This window comes from Salmonella sp. SA15303, assembly GCF_029962125.1.
Classification (GTDB): Bacteria; Pseudomonadota; Gammaproteobacteria; order Enterobacterales; family Enterobacteriaceae; genus Salmonella; species Salmonella enterica.
In genome coordinates this window covers 1,167,407-1,181,415 of record NZ_CP123924.1, presented here as the reverse complement: position 1 = coordinate 1,181,415, position 14,009 = coordinate 1,167,407, and the positions used below count along the sequence as shown (strand labels likewise).

Sequence of the window (14,009 nt, the reverse complement as noted above, 5' to 3'; positions counted from 1 at the left end):
AGGGGAAGAAAGGCGGCAGTGCTGCAACTTGTATCAGTGCTGATACAAAGATCACCCCGCCAGCCATTGCAGAATCATGTCGCGGGTCATTGCCTCAACATCATCATTTACGCCCAGAAGGCGACGCTCTGAGTAACGGACCTCAGGTCCTTTGCGACTGACGCGATCACGCAGGCCGTAGTGATGAACACGGGCAATACGCTGTACCTTACCTTCAAACTGCACGCTGGCAGAATCGGTGCTGGCGGCAGTTTTCAGGTATTTTGTGGTGCGCAGCTTTGCAAACATCTGACGTTTGATGCGCCCCTTTTTGCTGCGTGCTGTTACCCTGCGCGGTTCATAACTGCTGCCATCTGGATTGCGCTGCATTCTGATATTCTGCTGCTGTGTCCGGCGCAGTTCCTGCGCCAGCTGACGCATCATGTGGCTTCTTGCGGCTGGTTCCAGATTTGCCAGCAAGGCACTCAGCCAGTCGTCCACCTTCTGCAATTCAGCCACGTTTCACCGTCCACATTTCTTCAGGTTCATCGGGTTCCGCTACCGCTTCAACGCTCGACACACTGCCGTCAGTACTGACCAGCACGCGCTCCGTCAGTTGCAGGTTAAGGCTGATATCACAGACATCGTTGCGCAGAATATCCACTTCAAAAGTGAACACCTTTTCCCGTAACACCGGGTTATTGATGGCATCAGGCTGGTTATCCCGCAGCCACAGCAAAACCGGGGCCATCAGCAAATTCTGGTCGCCGCTGAAATCCTCAATCACCACGTTCAGGGTGTAGCGGTACTCCCATGACATGGAGCTGGCCCCGGTGGCAAGCAGCGAACCGTTATCCACAAACAGATGCAGTTTGTCCGGGTTATTGCGGACATAAGGCACTGCTTTATTAAGGGCGTGGCGCAGGGATTGTGGTTTGTTCACTGTTTCGCTCCTGACACGTAATAATCATGTCCACTTTGTCTGCACAGACCGCCCAGGCGGCCTCCGTTTCATCCAGCAATGCGTTCAGACCACCGTTAGTGCGCGGCGCTGCCTGCTCCAGCCGACACGGCGTCACTCGCGGACAACCACTGACGGTAAGCTGCACCTCCGGTGAGTACCGGACGTTCCCGCAGCCGGATAATGTCAGCAGGCAAAGGAGTATCAGCCCAGCGGCGTAAATCCTCGTTCTCACGTTTCAGTTCCTCGATCCGGCGTTGTCGTTGTCTCAGCAGTGCGCTGGTCTGTTCTGCTTCGGCATAGAGCCGCGCCTGCTCCCGGTTATTGGTTTCAGCCAGAATGGACAGACCGATCAGCTGGCTGTTTTTCTTCGTCAGTTCCTGCGCTTTACTTTTCAGCGCCGCGCGCTGCGTTTCGATGGTGTGGCTGGCGCTGTTAAGCCGCCACGACTGCCAGCCCAGCGCAACGAGTGCCAGCGCCACCACTACTGCCAGTGCACGCGTCATAGTCCAGCTCCTTTAAGGCACCAGGCCATCTCCCGCGCACGGCGGTTATCCAGCCCCTGATTAAAAACACCTTTCACATAAACCCAGCGCGGCAACTGTCGGCACGCATCCGCCCAGCGCCGCTGATTGAGTAATTTCACCAGTGTGGAACTGCAGGCATTGCCCGTTCCCACGTTGAAGGCAAACGACACCACCGAGTCATACACCTTCTGCGGCGGCTGTTGCTTCACACACCTTTCCAGCGCCCGCTCCACACGTAGCACGTTGGAGATCAGCCCTTCCGCTGCCTGTCGTTCCGTAATGGTTTTGCCTGGAATGACGCCGGATGTATTACCAATGCCGTCGGTCCAGACGCCCGCGCTGCACTGATACGGCTGCAGGCGACAGCCTTCGTAATCTGCAATCAGTTTCAGTCCCTCCACAGAGGTGTGAAGCTGCTGAAAACCCGGCAGCGTGGCAGCAATAGCCAGCACGGCCCCGACAAGGCAGCGTTTAACGATTGATGGATTCATAGTCCTCCCGCGAGATCTGCCCGTCGCGCAGAAGCTGGTAGGCTTTGTGTTTGTAGTACCAGTTGATAGCCAGCATCAGCACACCAATCATCAGGCCGCCCAGCGTTGAGGCATCCTTGATGGACAAATCGCCCAGCCAGGCCAGCACGACGGCGATGCAATAAGTGATAAAGGCGCTGATTCGCTCAAGCGTCATAATTCAGTCCCATAGCTGGACGGTTTGCACGGTGGTGGTTGTCGGAATGTCCGGCAGCTCCACCTGCAGCCCGTGAGGTAAAAAGGGGCCGTATTCGGCAAGCCCCGGATTTGCCTTCAGTACCTGCTCCGTGACACCCTGCGTGCGCCCGTAATGACGCCAGCAAAGCGCGTCCACCGTGTCATACTGATGCGCACGCACTTTCATCAGATAAGCTCCACTGTGCAGTGCGGCGCATCCTGTACCCGGCTGATGGCCCAGCGGGCGTCACGCCATAAATCACCGCTGGCTTCCGCCAGTTCCTCGCCCCGCTTCACACCGGATGCCGTGGCGTCATAGTCCTGGTATCGTTCGTTGAGCATGGCGCGTGCCCAGCAGTAAACCGCGTTGAAATAGTGCTGAATGCGCTCACTTTTTCCGTCCAGCTGTTCTGCAGGAACCTCTGCCAGCGAGGCATATCCCAGCATCTGCTGGCGTCTGCGAAACTCATACAGCTCTGCGTTGACCTCCGAGATCGCCGTCAGCACGACCTGCTTTAAACGCGGCTGCGTCACCGTACCGTCAGTGCGCATCACACTGCGAAATTCCGACAGATCCACATCAGGCCAGAACGGCGTATTTTTGATGACCTCCGCCTGTTCCGGTGCCTGTTCGGGCGCAACAAACTTCATGCGGCTTTCTCCTGAATAAGTGGGCGGTGGACGGAATTTTGATGTGGCAGTGCCTTTCGCCATCCCGTGCCGCCCGTGCGCGGGGCACGTTCGTTAGCGGCTGTCATTGCGCAGCCTGCGCTCCAGCTGCTGCTTTTCTTTTTTCACACCGCAGCGGGGATCAAGCTGCAGCGCATGGGTAAGGTGATTCAGGGCAGACGCCGGGTTGCTTTCGCTCAGTACAGCGCCGATGGCTTTATGCAGACGCGCCCGCGACTGGTCCGGCATATCCAGATCGGTTGTCAGGTCCAGCGTCTGCAGAAGCAGATCGGCATCAAAACCGACAGCGGCCAGCAGAGCGCTTTGCGCCGCGTCTGCCATTTCTTCTGCCAGCACGGTCTGCACGTTACGGTTGCCCAGCGGCATCACCCAGCCATGGCGCAGCGCATGGCGCCCGATTTCCAGCGCACCGGCATAATCACCGGCATCGATACGCCACAGCATCACGTACATCAGCACGTCATCCTGCTGCGCACCTCCGGCAGCCAGCACGCCCTCCGCCCAGGCGGAATATTTCGGCAGCAGCTCCACCTTGATTTCCGCCTTTTTCACCGTGGACTGGATGCCTTTAAGGCGACGGCGATCTTCTGCCAGTTGCAGCAGCATCAGGTCATAGCCAGACGCATGGCGGCGAACACTGCCGCCCTCACGGGCGGCCTGTTCGGCCTGAATGCGCAGGCGGTGCTGCCGTGCGGGACTCAGGCTCATGCGTTACTCTCCATTTCCTGACTCTGCGGCTACAACAGGTGCGGCAGGCGGAGTGAAATCACTCATTTCGATGTTTTCCACCAGTGCCGCGCAGCGGTAGTCCTCGACCACATACGCCTCGTTAACGGATTCAAAGTTTTCAATCCGGTCACGTTTCGGGTTGTCGATAACATAACGGCGGCGGGTGTCTTCCTGCCAGTAGATGGACAGGTTATCCAGTCTGGTGATTAACAATGCATTTGCCGGGAAGAAAGGCGCACGCACAGCCTGCAGGCCGCCCATACGTTTCTGGCTGATGATCATATCGGCGGCAATTTTTTCGCTGTTGTCCTGCTCTTTGTTGACCAGCGGGAAATACTTGTCAGACAGCAGTTCACGACCACAGACAACAACCAGCTCGTCATCATCCTGATACTCCACATCGATCAGCTCGTTGACTGCATCCATCACCACCGCGTCAAGGTTTACATACTTACCACCCGGACCTACTTTTACCGGCTCCGCAGTAGTGGTGCCGTCTTCTGCGGTTTTACTGCCCATAACATGATCCGGCGCGTCTTCGCGGATTTTCTGTAACCAGCCTTTATTGACGTCCTGCAGCAGCGGGTTTTCAGCACGATTTGAGGTTTTGGCGCGCTTCACGCCGTTAAAGCCGATCATGATGCGATCCATCGCCTGACGCTTGACGATGGCGTTGCGGATACGCACCTGGAAGTCCTGGAACTTGGCCCACAGGTCCAGTTTTGCGTAGGTCAGCACCGTATCAAAGTTGGTCTGTTCGCATTTGTATTCCACGTCTTCCATCAGCGTCGGATCGGTAGGCTCGCGCTCTTTGGTGGTGGTATCGGTGGTTCCGGCAATGGTGCTGCCCACGCCCAGCCCCAGCAACTGTCCTGACTGTTCAGTGACCGGCGTGATGTTAATCAGCGTCAGGAAAGCGGCGGACTGCTGGATCTGGTCTTCCAGCGTCTGCTGCACGGACGGCTCCACGGTAAACTTGCTAGAGAGTTCTTCAACCTCCACACTGTTCAGGCGCGCCAACTGCTGCAGGTAAGCGTTAAAGGCAAAGCGGGTTTTCTTTTTCATCGGGTTTTATGCTCCATCAGCAATTGGTCAGGGTGCCTGCCGGTGCGTCACCGCCCGGCGCGCGCTGGCGGTAGTCTTTACGGCTGTCTTCGCTGCTAAGCTTCTGCTCAAGCTCGGCAAAGGCGGCCAGCTGTTCCTGCAGGGAGGACTCCAGCTCAGAAAGGCGCTTGTCCTGTTCGGACAGGGATTTATCAGTGCGCTCGCTCAGGTTCTGCTGCTCGGAGGCGACCAGTTCCACGGCTTTATGCACATCGGAGAAACGCGCCTCATCGGTCTGCTCTTTTTTGGTGAACAGCGCGGTGACGCGGGCAAAGAGGGACGGCTTTTCGTCCTGGACCTCTTCCAGTTCGATCAGCGTTTCGACAGCTTCCGAAAACAGGTTTTCAGGGTTCTGCTTACGGTTTGCCAGCGGGTTATGTGCGGCGCTGGCGCTGAAAGCCAGCATTTCGGTGCCAAGGCTCGCAGGATCGTCCGTCGCACCCAGCCCCACAAGGTAGGCTTTGCCGGTGTCGGCAAACTTCGTGCTGACCTCCATGGAGGTGAAAAGCTTCTGGCCTTTTTTCACCAGTTCCACCAGGGCGTCAGTGGGTTCGATATCGGCATAAAGTGCCATCTTGCCCGCCAGCGGGCCGTCCTGGATTTCTTCTGCAACCAGCCCCGTCACCCTGCCATAGCGGTTAAAAGTGCTCTCCGGCAGATAAGACTTGATGTGCTCAAGGTTAATCAGCGCGGTATAGACCGTCGGGTTGTAGCTGGCAGCCATCTGTACCAGCCATTCACGCTGGATCTCGCGCCCGTCAGTGGTGGCACCTTCCACCCCGATGCGGAAACGCTTTGCTTTCACTGTCATGAGCCGTGCTCCGTTAGAAATAACTTACTGGAGCCTTATGTTTGCGGTGATAGGGGGAGTGAGACAACGCGCTGTATTTGTACGGTAAACCACACAAACCGCAGCCGGGGAAAGCCGCCATCCAAGGCCGTATGTTTGGGCCATGAACACGACACTGACCCCCGCAGACCTCGATCCCCGTAGGCAGGCCATGCTGCTGTACTTTCAGGGATACCGCGTAGCCCGCATTGCTGAAATGCTGGGCGAAAAAGTTGCAACCGTTCACAGCTGGAAAAAACGCGACAAGTGGGGCGACTATGGGCCGCTGGATCAGATGCAGCTCACCACCGCCGCACGTTACTGCCAGCTCATCATGAAGGAGCAGAAAGAAGGGAAAGACTTCAAGGAAATTGACCTGCTGGCGCGCCAGTCAGAGCGTCACGCCCGGATCGGAAAATTTAACGACGGCGGGAACGAGGCAGATTTAAACCCGAAAGTAGCCAACCGTAACAAAGGTCCGCGCAGGCAGCCGGAAAAGAACGTTTTCTCCGACGAACAGATCGAAAAGCTGGAAGAAGTCTTCCACGCCTCAATGTTCGACTATCAGCGTCACTGGTTTGAAGCAGGAAAAACAAACCGCATCCGTAATCTGCTCAAGTCGCGCCAGATTGGCGCCACGTTTTATTTTGCCCGTGAAGCATTGATTGACGCCCTGCTGACCGGACGCAACCAGATTTTCCTTTCTGCCAGTAAGGCACAGGCGCACGTCTTTAAGCAGTACATCATCGACTTTGCCAAAGAAGTTGAGGTGGAGCTGAAAGGCGATCCTATGGTGCTACCCAATGGCGCAGCATTGTACTTTCTCGGCACCAACGCCCGTACGGCGCAGAGCTACCACGGCAACCTGTACCTTGATGAATATTTCTGGATACCGAAATTCCAGGAGCTGCGCAAAGTGGCTTCCGGTATGGCTATTCACAAAAAATGGCGACAAACCTATTTTTCCACGCCATCCAGCCTGACACACAGTGCTTATCCGTTCTGGTCCGGTGCGCTGTTCAACCGTGGGCGCAGCAAAGCCGACAAGGTGGACATCGACCTGTCCCACAGCAATCTGGCCCCCGGCCTGCTGTGTGCAGACGGGCAATATCGCCAGATAGTCACCGTGGAAGATGCAGTACGCGGCGGCTGTAACCTGTTCGACCTCGACCAGCTGCGCATGGAGTACAGCCCGGACGAATACCAGAACCTGCTGATGTGTGAGTTCGTGGACGATCTCGCGTCCGTGTTCCCGCTCAGCGAGCTGCAGGCGTGCATGGTGGACAGCTGGGAAGTCTGGACCGACTTTCATGCTCTGGCCCTGCGCCCGTTTGGCTGGCGCGAAGTGTGGATCGGTTATGACCCAGCAAAAGGTACGCAGAACGGCGACAGCGCCGGATGCGTGGTGGTGGCACCGCCAGCCGTGCCAGGCGGTAAGTTTCGCATTCTTGAGCATCACCAGTGGCGCGGGATGGACTTCCGCGCCCAAGCTGACGCCATTAAAAAACTGACGCAGCAGTACAACGTGACCTATATCGGCATCGACTCGACCGGCGTCGGTCACGGTGTCTACGAGAACGTGAAAGCGTTCTTTCCTGCCGTGCGGGAGTTTGTTTACAACCCCAACGTCAAAAATGCCCTGGTGCTCAAGGCATACGACATTATCAGCCACCGCCGTCTGGAGTTTGACGCGGGGCACACCGACATTGCGCAGTCCTTTATGGCTATCCGCCGGGCCACCACCGCCAGCGGCAACCGCCCTACCTACGAAGCCAGCCGCAGCGAAGAAGCCAGTCACGCAGATTTGGCCTGGGCAACGATGCACGCACTGTTTAACGAACCGCTGCAGGGCGAAGCCGCCAATACCAGCAATATTGTGGAGATTTTTTGATGAGTGAACACGACGACCTGACCAGCACCGTGCCTGTGCAGGAGGCCGAACTGCAGAAGAATACAACTCACGCCGAAACGTTCAGCTTTGGCGATCCGCTCCCGGTACTGGACCGCCGCGAGCTGCTGGACTATGTAGAATGTGTACAGATGGACAGATGGTATGAACCGCCGGTCAGTTTTGATGGGCTGGCTCGCACCTTCCGCGCAGCCATACATCACAGCTCACCAATTGCGGTGAAATGCAACATTCTGACCAGCACTTACATCCCTCACCCGCTGCTCAGCCAGCAGGCTTTTTCACGTTTTGTGCAGGACTATCTGGTTTTTGGTAACGCCTACCTGGAGAAACGCACGAACCGGCTCGGCGGCGTTCTCTCACTTGAGCCAGCACTGGCGAAGTACACACGGCGAGGCGTTGACCTCAACACCTACTGGTTTGTGCAGTATGGCCTGACCACACAGCCCTATGAATTTACGCAGGGCAACATCTTTCATCTGCTGGAGCCGGATATTAACCAGGAGATTTACGGGCTGCCCGGCTATCTCTCCGCCATCCCGTCAACCCTGCTCAACGAGTCCGCAACGCTGTTTCGCCGGAAGTATTACATCAATGGCAGCCATGCAGGCTTCATCATGTACATGACTGACGCCGCGCAGAACCAGGAGGACGTGAACAATATCCGCCAGGCAATGAAAAGCGCCAAAGGGCCGGGCAACTTCCGCAATCTGTTTATGTATTCGCCCAACGGCAAAAAGGACGGCATCCAGATCATCCCGTTATCAGAGGTTGCGGCGAAAGATGAGTTTCTGAACATCAAGAACGTGAGCCGCGATGACATGATGGCAGCGCACCGCGTACCGCCGCAAATGATGGGCATTATTCCCAACAATACCGGCGGCTTTGGTGATGTTGAAAAGGCCAGCCGCGTCTTTGTCCGCAACGAGCTGATGCCGCTGCAGAAGCGGCTGCAGGAGCTTAACGACTGGCTGGGCGAAGAAGTGATCCGTTTTGAGCCTTACGACCTAGGTTTAAAAAGCAAGCGCAACTAACCCACCTCAACACCACTTCAAAGAGATGCCCATTCATAGCGCCCCAGCAGCATTCTGCGGGGCGCTTCTTTTTTGCTGCTGATCCCTTCCCCTTAGAGATTGAATCCGCTAGCGTGCCTGATATTGTGCCGGATTTTCACCATTTCACCCCGTTGCGCGCGCTCGTATCCCCGCCACGCCTGCCCGCTTTGTGTAGTGGTTTTCATGCACCTGCATGACATAAGCAAAAGCCCGCCAGTTCTGGCGGGCCTCAGCAAAACGATCCACAAACGATCATGCGATTTCATGCGGCATAGACATGCGTTGACTAAAACGTACGAAAAATTTAACTTTTAGGAAATAGCCTTTTGATCAACCTTGGTTATCCGAAACAGAAACCAACATTGCAATTTGAAGCCCCACAGTTGTGAAATTGATGTGAACCTACTCTTAGCTTGTGTTCATCTCCTACAATCCTTGTCCCCTTAACCAACATATCTAATCTTTCCACAATCAATCTCTCAGGTGCATCAACTTTAATAATTAAACGAGGACCTTTCTTTTTTTCTATAATAGTTATTCTTGGACCCACGACCTGAACATCCCAATGTTTTGCACTACAAATCCACTCATTCTTAACTAATTCAAGATTAACAACACCTTGACTATCGTAAAATCTACCCGAAATAAGAAAGGCATTATTTTCTTTTTCAATAGTTAACAATGGCTCATTTTTAAACATTATCGGTACAGTACAGGATTCAAAAGTCGCACCACCAAATATTATTGTTGGATGCCTATCAGAAAAATCCAATATATCAGCAACCTTTCCTTTTTGTAAGGCTGCAGGAGACTCCATTGCTTTGATTATTTTCTCTTTTGAGTAAAGACGTTTAGTTACTTTTGCATGGCACGTGGGACAAAGTAGTGCTATTGCATTTGGACAGTGCTCCTTTGCATCAGCGTATGTGGGAATTACGTGTTCATACTCAACAATGGGAGAAGCACAAACAACACAACCGAACCCACAGCGCTGTCTTACTTCCAATTTGACTGGTTCTGGAATTGTTCTAGATAACCCATGCTTGTTAATAGTTGTCATAACCTTACCTTTAAACTTCGGGAAGCCTATTTTTATATGCTGATAACTATATCAACTAACGCCTCGCACAGCTCGTTGTTCAACCTTGCGGACGGTAAAAACCAGTTTTATCATCCGCAACGTTCGCTAATGTAACCAGCTGTCGTCCTCCCAGACCTGCTGCATAATTTCCATCACTCGCTTTTTATCTTCATCCAGCTTTAACCCGCTCAGCTCAACGCCGTTGGCGCTGCCCTTACGGATACGAATTGCTGTTTTTGGGTACAGAGGGCGCAAATTACGGTAAAGCTCGGTTTCAAGGGCGTCCAGCGTGGACTGGCTAATCTTCTGCTCTTTATCGATCATTATTTCAATGCGCATACAGATTCCCCCTAACTGGTGACGTCCATGGACCGGCAGTATTCATGGCTGCGGATTTTCGCCATGAGTTCGTCAGTCAACTCTGATACCCACTGAATAGCCAGCCGCTTCTCTTCGTCACTGCACTCACTAGCCGCTACAAGCTTAATAAAAAAATCAATGCGCTGGAGCTTCAACGACTCCAAAAGATAGTCCTGCATCTTCCCTCCTATCACGACCTCGGACACACATTAACTGTATGTATATCCACTGTTTATGCGTACAGTATACCCCTGATATCCAAAAGTAAAATATTTTTTATCCGTCAATGAGAACGCTCTTACGAAGGTCGTTAAGAGCATGAATTGTTAAAGCATTGCCGTCAGTACCACTGACGCCATTTGTCATCTTCCTGCAGGCGGTGGTTGCGGTAAAAAATACGCAGCCCGGCACCTGACGGAATGCTGCCGCCGCGCAGAAGCAGGTCAATCTCTGGCTCGCTGCCATCGAACCCTCTGGAACTCAGTTCTGCCTCAAGCTGCAGGCGCTGCTGATCCGAAATAGTCTGTTTGTATGCTTTTTTCCGCTTCGGTTTTACCAGCCTTAACCTGGCTGTCAGCTCCCGCCGTTCCTTCTGGCCCATGTTGTGGAGATATTCCTGCAGCTCCTTCTCATCCATGGTTTTAATATCGGGTAAATCACCCCCTGATTCGTTCAGATTTTCAACAGGGGGACAGTTATTGCCACGAGTCCAAGGGGCGCAAGCGCCCTGGTCGGCTGCCGCCTCCTGAACGTCAACGGCCTTACGAACCTTTTTCCACTTCATCGCGTGCGTGCAAATTTTGCCCTCTACAATCGGGGACCAGATGCCATAGATACGGATACCGTGATCGCCGTAGGCGCTCGGTTCGTCGTTACGCTCATAAGCTGTGCGGACAAGGTGATGTTTGCGGGGAACCAGTACACCGCCCTGTTTCATGATGTAGGTGGCAAAGCAACCCGCATCTGCAGCTGCCAGTACCGCATCCAGACGCGGATTATCCAGTACCGGCGCACCCGCTTTGCGTTCGCCCTGCACTCTCGCCGCCTGACCAGCCAGCAAGCGCAGCTCACGGTATGCCTGACGCCCCGGAATACCAAAGAAACGGAATTGCTGGACACGGTGCAGTGACGCCCAGGCGCTGACATGCTCGGCGCTGTCACGCAGTGATCTGCCGGTTTCTTTGCTGATTTCTTTAGCCAGCCCGCGCCCGTCGATGTTCTTACTGATGTATTTGGCGATGTAGCTGGTCGGCGTGCCCTTGCGCGGGTTGATTAGCTCGGACTTGAAGCGCGGCCCGGTATTGGTGCCCAGCTCCTCGCGGTCTTCACGGATGGCAAACTTACGCAGCAGCGCGGTGATGGAACGGCGGTCTTTTTTGCGCATGAAGCACAGAAGATGCCAGTGCACGGTGCCGTCATGGTGCGGCTCTGCAACGCGGACGCCGTACCAGCGCAACCCGGCCTTGTACATTGCCTTGCGGAAAGCGGCGAACGTATCAACCAGATAGTCACTGCTCTGCCGGACAGTGGCACTGGTCCACTTCGGATTAGGTCTGCCGTTGTTGAGGGTTGCGTGGAAGCGTGACGGGCAGGTGATGGTATAAAACACCGCGCAGTCTCCGCGCATTTCCGCGATCAGCTCCAGCCCCTTAACACAGGCCATCATTTCATTACGGCGGTGCGCCGGGTTGCTGTTGCTGGCGTTCACCACGTCTTCCATGTCCAGCGTGTCGCCGTCTTCGTTGATCAGCTCATGCGAGCGGAAGAACTCCAACGATTTGCGGCGCTGCTCGCGTTTGTGGATCACGGCTTCGTAGCTGACATACGGTGAGGCTTTCTTGTTGACCAGGCAGACGGCGCGCAACTGCTCCTCCCGCCACTCGCAGCGCATCTGCCACAATTTGCGATACCACCAGTCCGCGCACAGCATACGGGCCAGCGACGGTGGGATCAGTTCATAAGGCACCGGCTTACGGCGGCGCTTTTTGCGGCGCAACTGCTCAAAGGCTGGCGGGATGACCTCAAGGCGCATGGCTTCTGCAGCAACCCTTTCCCATGCCTGGCGGATTTCTTCTGGTTTAACATCGTCACTGACAAACAGATCACCGCAGGCCGCATCAAGACACATGCTCATATGTGCCGCAACCAGCGTGGATAGGCGTTTGACCTGATCCTGATTAATTTCAGGGAGTACCAGCAGCCCCTCCAGCCCGTCGTGGCTCGCCATGAACCGGAAAGACGCAGATACCTGGCTGTCACGCACGCGCTCCAGCCGCTCAAGACACGGCCTGATTGTTTCGCGCAGGTAGCGGGAATAAGCTTTTGCTCTGCCCAGGCTATGGAAATATTTAATCCGTTCAAGTAGCGGCTTGCTGATATGCGCCGGTTGGGCGCCCACATCGGCAATAATGACCAGATCGGGATTAAAACGCTGCTGCTCACGCGCCGTTTTGGCATGGCTAATCAGCCGATCCTGCTCCATTTCACGCTGGACAGGATCACGGGATTCATTGAAGAAATAGCGTTCCCAGACCTCATCGCTCAGCCTCTCACGGCGCAACTGCTCCTGCTCGTTATCCGCAGCGTAAAGAGCGATCAGGTTTGAAAGCGCAGACTCCGGCGCAACTTCCGCCGTGTCCAGATACGGGTTAACCGCTTTTTTTGGGGTATTCCATGGAAAGGCTGCGGCGGCCTCATTCGAGCCGCCGGTGGTTTGTACATAATGTAATGTGATTTTACTCACTGCCACGCCCGCACCTCAGTTTCCACCGAGATATCAGGACCAGACGCCAAATCAACACCAAACCAGCATGCTGATTTTGTGGCGATGATTTCTACTGCAGTTTTACTATCACCGGCATCCACGCCCATGCTGCGCTTAGAGGTTATACGATGGCGAGTAAAATCACGATAAAGCGAACGGGTCAGAGACGTATCGCTGTTGGACACGATAACCGGATGACCTTCTGATGACCGGCGTTCAAGAATAGACGCCAGATGGAACTGATCATTCTCTGTAAAACCAGCTGTGTGATATCCGTTAAACGTGCCGTCATATGGTGGATCGCAATAGACAACATCACCCGTTTGCAGCAGTGCCAGTGTCTCGTCATAGCTGGCGCAGATAAACGTTGCGCGTTTTGCTTTTTCTGCAAATGCACGTATTTCGTTTTCAGGGAAGTACGGCTTTTTATAATTACCGTAAGGAACATTAAAATAACCGTCCAAGTTATAGCGACACAGTCCGCGATAACCATGGCGATTTAAATATAAGAAATACAATGCCCGTTCAATTGCGCCACCATGGCGCAAGTTAAACTCCTGTCTCGTCTTATAATATGCCTCTGGATCATTACGGGCTTCAAAAAGATATCTGCCCTCTTTGATGAAGTATTCAACATCATTCTTAATCACCTGATAGAGATTAATCAGGTCTGGATTAATATCCGCGACAAGATAATGAGGATAGTCTGTCTCTATCATCACAGCGCATGAACCCGCGAAAGGTTCAACCAGTCGCGGGCCTGCTGGGAGGTGTTTTTTCAGTTCTGCCATGATGGCGGTTTTATTACCCGCCCATTTCATGATGGTGCTCATACAGCACCTCCGTTGTAGTGTTTGCCTTTCAGCTCTGCGATTTCCTGACAGGTGATGCAGCACTGCACGCCCGGAATGGCGCGGCGGCGTGCTGGCGGGATCGGTGCATCGCAATCAATGCAGAGAACACGGGAAACGCCCGGCGTTTTATTGCGGGCGGTATGGATGTGGCGCTGGCGTTCTTCTTCAACGCGCTGCTGTACGAGGTCCATTGAATCAGCCATCAGTGGATCTCCTGCGCTTCGTTCTGAATCTTCACCGCTTCTTGACGCAGCAGCTCAGCCGCTTCCGTGTGGTTAAGCTGACGTGACACGATATGGTCAGCCAAAGAGTCCAGACGTGCTGCCATCAAATCAGCGCGTCCACGGCGTTCTTCCATGCGCGCATCAGTCAGCAACTGATTAAGGCCAGCATCATCTGGTCCGGTTTTAGTGATACGGGTTTCAATATTTCGCATTGTTGTTTCTCCTGAATTTGGGCA

Annotated in this window: 20 protein-coding genes; 2 read left to right on the top strand and 18 right to left on the bottom strand. The window is 54.3% G+C overall.

The window, feature by feature from the left end:
• Positions 1–51: 51 nt before the first annotated feature.
• From QEN31_RS05735 to QEN31_RS05685, 11 genes are all read right to left on the bottom strand, one after another.
• Positions 52–498, bottom strand: coding sequence for a phage virion morphogenesis protein (locus QEN31_RS05735; protein ID WP_079970111.1), 447 nt, complete (start codon positions 496–498; stop codon positions 52–54).
• Positions 491–922, bottom strand: a complete 432-nt coding sequence (locus QEN31_RS05730) for a phage tail protein (protein WP_079970110.1) — start codon at positions 920–922, stop codon at positions 491–493. The genes QEN31_RS05735 and QEN31_RS05730 overlap by 8 nt, the downstream gene beginning before the upstream one ends.
• Positions 888–1,133 carry an Rz1-like lysis system protein LysC gene (lysC, locus tag QEN31_RS05725; protein ID WP_234826160.1) on the bottom strand — a complete coding sequence of 82 codons (246 nt, stop codon included), beginning with the start codon at positions 1,131–1,133 and terminating at the stop codon, positions 888–890. The genes QEN31_RS05730 and lysC overlap by 35 nt, the downstream gene beginning before the upstream one ends.
• Positions 1,018–1,446, bottom strand: a complete 429-nt coding sequence (gene lysB, locus QEN31_RS05720; protein WP_079970108.1) for an Rz-like lysis system protein LysB — start codon at positions 1,444–1,446, stop codon at positions 1,018–1,020. The genes lysC and lysB overlap by 116 nt, the downstream gene beginning before the upstream one ends.
• The gene (locus QEN31_RS05715; RefSeq protein ID WP_024242291.1) at positions 1,443–1,958 is read right to left on the bottom strand and encodes a lysozyme; all 516 of its coding nucleotides are present in this window, start codon (positions 1,956–1,958) and stop codon (positions 1,443–1,445) included. Before QEN31_RS05715 ends, lysB begins: the two co-directional genes overlap by 4 nt.
• Complete coding sequence (locus QEN31_RS05710) at positions 1,939–2,154, bottom strand: HP1 family phage holin (RefSeq protein ID WP_000171568.1); 216 nt, start codon at positions 2,152–2,154, stop codon at positions 1,939–1,941. Before QEN31_RS05710 ends, QEN31_RS05715 begins: the two co-directional genes overlap by 20 nt.
• Positions 2,155–2,157: 3 nt before the next feature.
• Positions 2,158–2,361, bottom strand: a complete 204-nt coding sequence (locus QEN31_RS05705) for a tail protein X (RefSeq protein ID WP_000868175.1) — start codon at positions 2,359–2,361, stop codon at positions 2,158–2,160.
• Complete coding sequence (locus tag QEN31_RS05700; protein ID WP_079970107.1) at positions 2,361–2,825, bottom strand: head completion/stabilization protein; 465 nt, start codon at positions 2,823–2,825, stop codon at positions 2,361–2,363. The genes QEN31_RS05705 and QEN31_RS05700 overlap by 1 nt, the downstream gene beginning before the upstream one ends.
• 93 nt (positions 2,826–2,918) lie before the next feature.
• Positions 2,919–3,572, bottom strand: a complete 654-nt coding sequence (locus tag QEN31_RS05695) for a phage terminase small subunit (protein ID WP_023184685.1) — start codon at positions 3,570–3,572, stop codon at positions 2,919–2,921.
• 3 nt (positions 3,573–3,575) lie between these two features.
• On the bottom strand, positions 3,576–4,658 hold the full coding sequence (locus tag QEN31_RS05690) for a phage major capsid protein, P2 family (RefSeq protein WP_079970106.1): 1,083 nt from the start codon (positions 4,656–4,658) through the stop codon (positions 3,576–3,578).
• 16 nt (positions 4,659–4,674) lie between these two features.
• Positions 4,675–5,508: a GPO family capsid scaffolding protein gene (locus QEN31_RS05685; protein ID WP_000216276.1), complete on the bottom strand. Its 834-nt coding sequence runs from the start codon at positions 5,506–5,508 to the stop codon at positions 4,675–4,677.
• Positions 5,509–5,650: 142 nt separating this feature from the next.
• Between QEN31_RS05685 and QEN31_RS05680 the strand changes: the two genes are divergently transcribed.
• On the top strand, positions 5,651–7,417 hold the full coding sequence (locus QEN31_RS05680) for a terminase ATPase subunit family protein (protein ID WP_079970105.1): 1,767 nt from the start codon (positions 5,651–5,653) through the stop codon (positions 7,415–7,417).
• On the top strand, positions 7,417–8,469 hold the full coding sequence (locus QEN31_RS05675; RefSeq protein ID WP_080087209.1) for a phage portal protein: 1,053 nt from the start codon (positions 7,417–7,419) through the stop codon (positions 8,467–8,469). Before QEN31_RS05680 ends, QEN31_RS05675 begins: the two co-directional genes overlap by 1 nt.
• A gap of 361 nt (positions 8,470–8,830) precedes the next feature.
• On the opposite strand, the gene QEN31_RS05670 is transcribed toward QEN31_RS05675, so the two are convergent.
• The 7 genes from QEN31_RS05670 to QEN31_RS05640 form a co-directional block, all read right to left on the bottom strand.
• The gene (locus tag QEN31_RS05670; protein WP_060633252.1) at positions 8,831–9,550 is read right to left on the bottom strand and encodes a hypothetical protein; all 720 of its coding nucleotides are present in this window, start codon (positions 9,548–9,550) and stop codon (positions 8,831–8,833) included.
• A 126-nt stretch (positions 9,551–9,676) separates the two neighbouring features.
• Complete coding sequence (locus QEN31_RS05665) at positions 9,677–9,910, bottom strand: DinI family protein (protein WP_001217581.1); 234 nt, start codon at positions 9,908–9,910, stop codon at positions 9,677–9,679.
• Positions 9,911–9,921: 11 nt separating this feature from the next.
• A complete protein-coding gene (locus QEN31_RS05660) occupies positions 9,922–10,110 on the bottom strand; it encodes a hypothetical protein (protein ID WP_001154443.1) in 189 nt (62 codons plus the stop codon).
• A gap of 161 nt (positions 10,111–10,271) precedes the next feature.
• Positions 10,272–12,680 carry a replication endonuclease gene (locus QEN31_RS05655; protein ID WP_080087210.1) on the bottom strand — a complete coding sequence of 803 codons (2,409 nt, stop codon included), beginning with the start codon at positions 12,678–12,680 and terminating at the stop codon, positions 10,272–10,274.
• The gene (locus QEN31_RS05650; RefSeq protein ID WP_080087211.1) at positions 12,671–13,528 is read right to left on the bottom strand and encodes a DNA adenine methylase; all 858 of its coding nucleotides are present in this window, start codon (positions 13,526–13,528) and stop codon (positions 12,671–12,673) included. The genes QEN31_RS05655 and QEN31_RS05650 overlap by 10 nt, the downstream gene beginning before the upstream one ends.
• On the bottom strand, positions 13,525–13,752 hold the full coding sequence (locus QEN31_RS05645) for a TraR/DksA family transcriptional regulator (RefSeq protein WP_000785509.1): 228 nt from the start codon (positions 13,750–13,752) through the stop codon (positions 13,525–13,527). Before QEN31_RS05645 ends, QEN31_RS05650 begins: the two co-directional genes overlap by 4 nt.
• Positions 13,752–13,985 carry a DUF2732 domain-containing protein gene (locus QEN31_RS05640; RefSeq protein WP_080087212.1) on the bottom strand — a complete coding sequence of 78 codons (234 nt, stop codon included), beginning with the start codon at positions 13,983–13,985 and terminating at the stop codon, positions 13,752–13,754. The genes QEN31_RS05645 and QEN31_RS05640 overlap by 1 nt, the downstream gene beginning before the upstream one ends.
• Between the last annotated feature and the right edge of the window lie 24 nt (positions 13,986–14,009).

Bases quoted from the DNA above. Each gene is read 5' to 3' on its own strand.
- lysB (WP_079970108.1), bottom strand. From the start codon at position 1,446: ATGACGCGTGCACTGGCAGTAGTGGTGGCGCTGGCACTCGTTGCGCTG.
- QEN31_RS05715 (WP_024242291.1), bottom strand. From the start codon at position 1,958: ATGAATCCATCAATCGTTAAACGCTGCCTTGTCGGGGCCGTGCTGGCT.
- QEN31_RS05710 (WP_000171568.1), bottom strand. From the start codon at position 2,154: ATGACGCTTGAGCGAATCAGCGCCTTTATCACTTATTGCATCGCCGTC.
- QEN31_RS05705 (WP_000868175.1), bottom strand. From the start codon at position 2,361: ATGAAAGTGCGTGCGCATCAGTATGACACGGTGGACGCGCTTTGCTGG.
- QEN31_RS05700 (WP_079970107.1), bottom strand. From the start codon at position 2,825: ATGAAGTTTGTTGCGCCCGAACAGGCACCGGAACAGGCGGAGGTCATC.
- QEN31_RS05695 (WP_023184685.1), bottom strand. From the start codon at position 3,572: ATGAGCCTGAGTCCCGCACGGCAGCACCGCCTGCGCATTCAGGCCGAA.
- QEN31_RS05690 (WP_079970106.1), bottom strand. From the start codon at position 4,658: ATGAAAAAGAAAACCCGCTTTGCCTTTAACGCTTACCTGCAGCAGTTG.
- QEN31_RS05685 (WP_000216276.1), bottom strand. From the start codon at position 5,508: ATGACAGTGAAAGCAAAGCGTTTCCGCATCGGGGTGGAAGGTGCCACC.
- QEN31_RS05680 (WP_079970105.1), top strand. From the start codon at position 5,651: ATGAACACGACACTGACCCCCGCAGACCTCGATCCCCGTAGGCAGGCC.
- QEN31_RS05675 (WP_080087209.1), top strand. From the start codon at position 7,417: ATGAGTGAACACGACGACCTGACCAGCACCGTGCCTGTGCAGGAGGCC.
- QEN31_RS05670 (WP_060633252.1), bottom strand. From the start codon at position 9,550: ATGACAACTATTAACAAGCATGGGTTATCTAGAACAATTCCAGAACCA.
- QEN31_RS05665 (WP_001217581.1), bottom strand. From the start codon at position 9,910: ATGCGCATTGAAATAATGATCGATAAAGAGCAGAAGATTAGCCAGTCC.
- QEN31_RS05660 (WP_001154443.1), bottom strand. From the start codon at position 10,110: ATGCAGGACTATCTTTTGGAGTCGTTGAAGCTCCAGCGCATTGATTTT.
- QEN31_RS05650 (WP_080087211.1), bottom strand. From the start codon at position 13,528: ATGAGCACCATCATGAAATGGGCGGGTAATAAAACCGCCATCATGGCA.
- QEN31_RS05645 (WP_000785509.1), bottom strand. From the start codon at position 13,752: ATGGCTGATTCAATGGACCTCGTACAGCAGCGCGTTGAAGAAGAACGC.
- QEN31_RS05640 (WP_080087212.1), bottom strand. From the start codon at position 13,985: ATGCGAAATATTGAAACCCGTATCACTAAAACCGGACCAGATGATGCT.